The sequence below is a fragment of the Microbacterium testaceum genome, assembly GCF_020781835.1.
In the GTDB taxonomy this organism is placed as follows: domain Bacteria; phylum Actinomycetota; class Actinomycetes; order Actinomycetales; family Microbacteriaceae; genus Microbacterium; species Microbacterium testaceum_H.
The window spans coordinates 1-4,765 of sequence record NZ_JAJGNJ010000024.1; the positions used below are offsets into that span (position 1 = coordinate 1).

At 68.0% G+C, this 4,765-nt stretch carries 9 protein-coding genes; 8 read left to right on the forward strand and 1 reads right to left on the reverse strand.

Annotation, left to right across the window (positions count from 1 at the left end; genetic code table 11):
• Together LL239_RS17250 and LL239_RS17255 are read left to right on the forward strand one after the other, a co-directional pair.
• A partial coding sequence (locus LL239_RS17250; protein ID WP_228164560.1) for a hypothetical protein occupies positions 1-635 on the forward strand: 635 nt, incomplete at its 5' end.
• Entirely contained in the window at positions 628-1,323 is a 696-nt protein-coding gene (locus tag LL239_RS17255) for a hypothetical protein (RefSeq protein ID WP_228164561.1), read from the forward strand. The genes LL239_RS17250 and LL239_RS17255, both read left to right, overlap by 8 nt.
• Here LL239_RS17255 and LL239_RS17260 read toward each other — a convergent pair.
• Positions 1,320-1,715 (reverse strand): DUF732 domain-containing protein, encoded by a 396-nt coding sequence (locus tag LL239_RS17260; protein ID WP_228164562.1) that lies wholly within the window; start codon positions 1,713-1,715, stop codon positions 1,320-1,322. The two genes, LL239_RS17255 and LL239_RS17260, sit on opposite strands and share 4 nt — an antisense overlap.
• A gap of 67 nt (positions 1,716-1,782) precedes the next feature.
• On the opposite strand from LL239_RS17260, the gene LL239_RS17265 reads away from it, so the two are divergent.
• From LL239_RS17265 to LL239_RS17290, 6 genes are all read left to right on the forward strand, one after another.
• The gene (locus LL239_RS17265) at positions 1,783-2,028 is read left to right on the forward strand and encodes a hypothetical protein (protein ID WP_228164563.1); all 246 of its coding nucleotides are present in this window, start codon (positions 1,783-1,785) and stop codon (positions 2,026-2,028) included.
• On the forward strand, positions 2,028-2,900 hold the full coding sequence (locus LL239_RS17270) for a hypothetical protein (RefSeq protein WP_228164564.1): 873 nt from the start codon (positions 2,028-2,030) through the stop codon (positions 2,898-2,900). Before LL239_RS17265 ends, LL239_RS17270 begins: the two co-directional genes overlap by 1 nt.
• A complete protein-coding gene (locus LL239_RS17275) occupies positions 2,897-3,310 on the forward strand; it encodes a hypothetical protein (RefSeq protein ID WP_228164565.1) in 414 nt (137 codons plus the stop codon). The genes LL239_RS17270 and LL239_RS17275 overlap by 4 nt, the downstream gene beginning before the upstream one ends.
• The gene (locus LL239_RS17280; protein WP_228164566.1) at positions 3,300-3,596 is read left to right on the forward strand and encodes a hypothetical protein; all 297 of its coding nucleotides are present in this window, start codon (positions 3,300-3,302) and stop codon (positions 3,594-3,596) included. Before LL239_RS17275 ends, LL239_RS17280 begins: the two co-directional genes overlap by 11 nt.
• 44 nt (positions 3,597-3,640) lie before the next feature.
• Positions 3,641-4,072, forward strand: a complete 432-nt coding sequence (locus tag LL239_RS17285; RefSeq protein ID WP_228164567.1) for a hypothetical protein — start codon at positions 3,641-3,643, stop codon at positions 4,070-4,072.
• Between the two features lie 141 nt (positions 4,073-4,213).
• A complete protein-coding gene (locus tag LL239_RS17290; RefSeq protein ID WP_228164568.1) occupies positions 4,214-4,717 on the forward strand; it encodes a hypothetical protein in 504 nt (167 codons plus the stop codon).
• Positions 4,718-4,765 lie beyond the last annotated feature (48 nt).

Sequence of the window (4,765 nt, forward strand, 5' to 3'; positions counted from 1 at the left end):
TCCTCCCGATCGACCTTCCCGTGAACACCCCTGGCGAATTCTCTGGCGAGTGGGTGTTCTGGAAGAAGCCACTCATCGGCGACATCATCGCCGAGATCCGTACCCGCATGGGCGTCGAGGTGTACCTGCGGCCCTACCCGACCGCGTCGGGCGGGGTGCGGTTTCAGACGCTGGTCGCAGGGGCGATCGGAACCGGTGGGACACTGCTCCACCTGGACGCGGAGGACTCGCCACTCGCGGGAGTCCACTACCGCGTAAACGGCTCGTCGCAGGTCACGGGTCTTCAGGCGCTCGGTCAGGGCACCGGGGAAGACCAGAAGACGACCTACAGCGGCGGCGTGATCAACTGCATCATCCGCGACACGAGCAAGGACTTCGGCGACCTGGTAGGGGACGCGCTGCAAGACGCGTCGAACACGCACTACGCCCGCAACATCAACCCGGTCCGGCAGTGGAGCATCGGGTCGGTCACGGTGGGTGAGGACTTCCCGCCGACTCTCGTGCTCCCTGGCGCCGAACTGCGTCTCGAGGTGTACGGCGACCCGGTCATCCCTGACGACGTCCATCCCCTGCGAGTGCTGTCCGTGTCTGGGGGCAACGGGCGGCAACTGAAACCGGAGGTGGAGAATGCCTGATCTGACCAACTACGGCGCGTGGATCGAGGACATCAAGCGGCAGCTCCGGCAACTGAAGACGGGCGCGTTTCTCGAGAACGCGTCGATCACGAACGGCCGGCTCCGCATCATCGGCGGCACTCTCCGAGTCGACTCGGGTGGGCTCGTGGACATCGTCGGGACTCTGCAGGTCGATGGGACGACCACGGTGACGGGCGAGTTCACCGTCAGCGGGCCGACGGAGATCACCGGCTCATTCCGCGTCACCGGGCCATGGACGCTCGAAGGAACCGGGGAGATCACGGGTGACTACACCGTGACCGGGAAGGTCACGCAGGTCGGCGACATGGACATCGACGGCGTCCTCACGGTGAACGGGGATGGATGGTCGATCACGGGTGACGGTGAGATCTCCGGTGCTGTGAACCTCACCGGCTCATTCGAGGTCGCGACCGGCGGCTACATCCAGGTCGGGCCGGTGCGGATCTCCGGAGCCGCGGAAGGCTTCATCTCTTCGCTGCTCGCGATCATCTTCAACACCCCCGAACTTCGTGTCACGGGATCGGCCCGCGTCGAGCAGTCGCTCGTCGTCGAGGGACAGATCAACGCCGCGAACCTCGTCCCCATCTCGCAGAGCCTGGTGCCAGGAAGCTTTCCCGGTGCGATCGTGAAGGACTCGACGGGGAATCTACGGGAGGTCGTCAGCTAGCCGCAGAGCGCGCCTCGCGCGGCGGCGATGATGACGCCACTGTCTGTGTAGTAACCCAGGCCGTTGGTCGGCTCGCCTTCGATGACGCTGACCGTGTTGGTGTTCGCGGTCGTCGCGATCGCTTCGCATGCCTTCTCGCCCGCGGCGACGAGCTGCTCGTCGGTGGCGTCGGGGATGACGTTGTCGGGCCGCAGGTTCGCGCGCACTTCCGCGAGGAACGCAGCCTCGCCGCCGTCTGTGGTCGGCGTGGGCGTCGAGGCGACCAACGGTGCCGCGGCTCCTGCGGCCGCGTCATTCGAGCCGGTGGCGTCGCTGATGGCCGGCTCCTGCGCCGTGCATCCGGTCAGCAGCAGCATCGCGACCGCCCCCGCGGCGATGAGTCCACGTTTCATGCCGCTCACCATACCCACCCGAGCCCGTCACTGGTAACAGCCGGCGACGACGAAAGGACGATCCGCAATGGCAGATATCACCACGCGCGACGAGTCGCGGGAGGCGATCCGTACGGCGCTGCTCGGCTGGAAAGCCGATGGTGTCGCGACCCCGATCATCCCCGTCTACTCGGACCTCGACGGCGATGGCGTCCCCGACTTCTACGGCCTAGACGACAACGACCAGCTCGTCCAGGTCTCCGGTGTCACCGTGGTCGACTCGGTGGCCGTCTCGGATGGTTCCGGGATCGAGCAGACGGGCGGGGCTGACTGATGCTGCGGTACACCTCTGGGGCGGTGCTTCACGGGTCGAACATCCGTGAAGCGCTCATGGCGGCCAGCGCGATTCTCGTCGCCGAAGGCTACCCGCCGATCACCGTCGTCAGCGGGGATCGGGAGTACGACGAACAGGTCGCGATCTTCCTCGCCCGGTACGTGCTCGTCGGGCAGGTCAATGGCCGCCGAGTGTACGACTTCCGCTGGTGGGAGGGTCGCCAGTACGCGCGCATCTCGCCCGCCGGGACGGTCGCGGCACCGTCGCGCACGGCCCCTCACGTGGCGAAGATCGCCTCGGACCTGGGCTACCCGTACAACGACCGGAACACCGCCGCGCACCGGCGACTGCAGCAGATCGCTCCGGGCCTCGGTCTGGACTGGACCGGCCGGTTCTTCGGTGAGGACTGGCACTGGGAGACCACCCGCGGCGTCGGCCGCATCGACGGAGGCGGCACGACCGCATCCACAAGCGAGGAGGAAGAGCTCATGGGCGTTCTCGACGACATCCGAGACATGTTCAACGCGACCAACCAGGCGATCGAGGAGCGCACGCAGGCGCAGCACGACGTGACCCGTGCGTTCCTGCTGGACCAGACGCAGCGGCAGCACGACGTCACCCGCGGCTACCTGGCCGACCTGACGCAGGCGCAGCATGACGTGACCCGCGGGTATCTCGTGGACACGATCACTGCCGCGGTCGCGAAGACCTCGCCTGGTGTGGACCCGGGCGTCGTGCGCGACGCCGTGGAGTCCGCGGTCCGGGACATCGAGGTCGAAGCGAACGTCGACATCGACGCGATCGCGAAGCGCGTGAACGACGAGGCCGACGAGCGCGCGCGTCAGCGACTCGACCAGCCCGCAGCGTCGTGATTCGGCTGAATGGCTCCCGCGGCGCGGCACTTCTCGTCGCGGGAGCCTACTGCTTCGCTCGCGGCGTCGCCTACCTCCCCATCTTCGGCGACGTCCCTTCATCGCTCCCGGCCGGGCTCGATCTCATCTCGGCCGCGATGTCGATCGAGGTGTGGGCGGGCATCTGGATCATCGTCGGTGTCGGGTGCTGCCTCCGTGCGTTCTCTACCGCAGATGCGGTTGCGTGGGGCCTTCTCACCGCGATCATGACCGCGTGGGGGCTGGCCTACGGGCTCGGCTGGGGAATCGCGATCGCGAACGGGCAGCCGTCGCGGGAGTGGCTGAACATGTCCACCTACCTCGGTCCGGCGATCATCATCGCGATCCTCTCGATACAGCGGGCCCGGAAAGGGTCCGCCGATGCCCACTGAGATCGCGTCCGCAGTACCCACCGTTCTGGTCGCGCTGATCGCGGCCGTCGCCGGAATCGTCGTCGCGATCCTCAACCGCCGAGGCAACCGCGAGAACGCGCTGATGGATCAGCTTCAGGAGGAAGTGAAGTCGGCGCGGGAGCAGCTCGGCACCGTCGAGAAGCGTGTCGACGAGTCCCTCCGTCGCGAGCGGATCCGGGACGACTACATCCACGAGTTGCGCGACCACATCGACCAACGCAAGCCGCCCCCGCCGCCGCCATGGCCCGAGGGCCTCACCCGCTGACCTCGGAGACTCCGGGGTCTTCGCCGTCCAGGAAAGGACACCCCATGCTGAGCCGTCAGGCGATCATCCTCGCCACCATCCGCACCGCCACCCCTGCCGCGATCGGCTGGCTCCTCGCCTGGCTCATCGCTCGCATCCCCGCCGTAGCCGACATCATCGCCGCGCTCGACCGCATCCTCGCCGAAGCTGTCCCCGGTGCTGCGGTGACCGTCACCACGCTGCTCAACGCGGCCGCCGTCGGCCTGGCCGTCGGCGCGTACTACTGGGCCGCGCGCGAGCTCGGTCGCCGTTGGCCGATCGTTGAACGATTCCTCCTCGGCTCGTCCGCACAGCCCGTCACCTACGCGAAGCAGACCGCCGACGGTGTGTTCCTCGTCACGAGCCTGCCGGACGCCTCGACCCGCGCCGAACATCAGGCCGCGCTCGACCCGCACAATCCGGCCGCATACCGCGACCCGGGCGCGCACAACGAGTGATCCGCGTTCTTATCGCGGCGGTCGTCCTCATGGCGGTCGCCGCGCTTACCTACCCGGCTTTCACCCGCGTCACCCCGCCGTCACCCGCGGCGTCACCCCGTCGCCGTCACCCCGCCGGGTGAAGGCTGGAAGGAGCCACGCATGGCGCTCGCAACTGTTACCGGAACGCTCAGCGACTTCGGCGGCGGAGTGGACCTGTCGATCTCCCCGCGGATCGTGTTCCGCCCGAACGGTGCCGCGGTCGGCGGCGGGGGACTGTTCTTCTCCCGCCCGATCATCGTCGACACGTTCGACGGCAGCGGCGGGTGGGAGGTGCAGCTCGAGAGCACGGACGCGTTGTGGAACGTCACCGGCGGGGATGTCTGGTACGACGTGACCGTCGACCGGCTCATCTCGGGGGCGGACTACGCGCCGTGGGATCACCCGGGGTGGCGGCTGAAGGTGCCGCCCGGTGGGGGCGTGTTCTCTGCTCTGGTGGTCGCGCCGACGAACCCCGCCCAGATGTGGGTCGGCCCGGCTGTCGCCGTCGCGCAGGGCGCCCCCGGGTGGGACGTGCCGGCGCAGTCCCTCACCCCGTCGGCCTACACGGCCTGGTACAAGACCAACGCGCTCCCTGGGGAGCAGAGCTACTTCGAGTGGGAGTGACCTGATGGTATGGATCCCCAAGGCGGCAATCCAGTTCGCCAACGACCT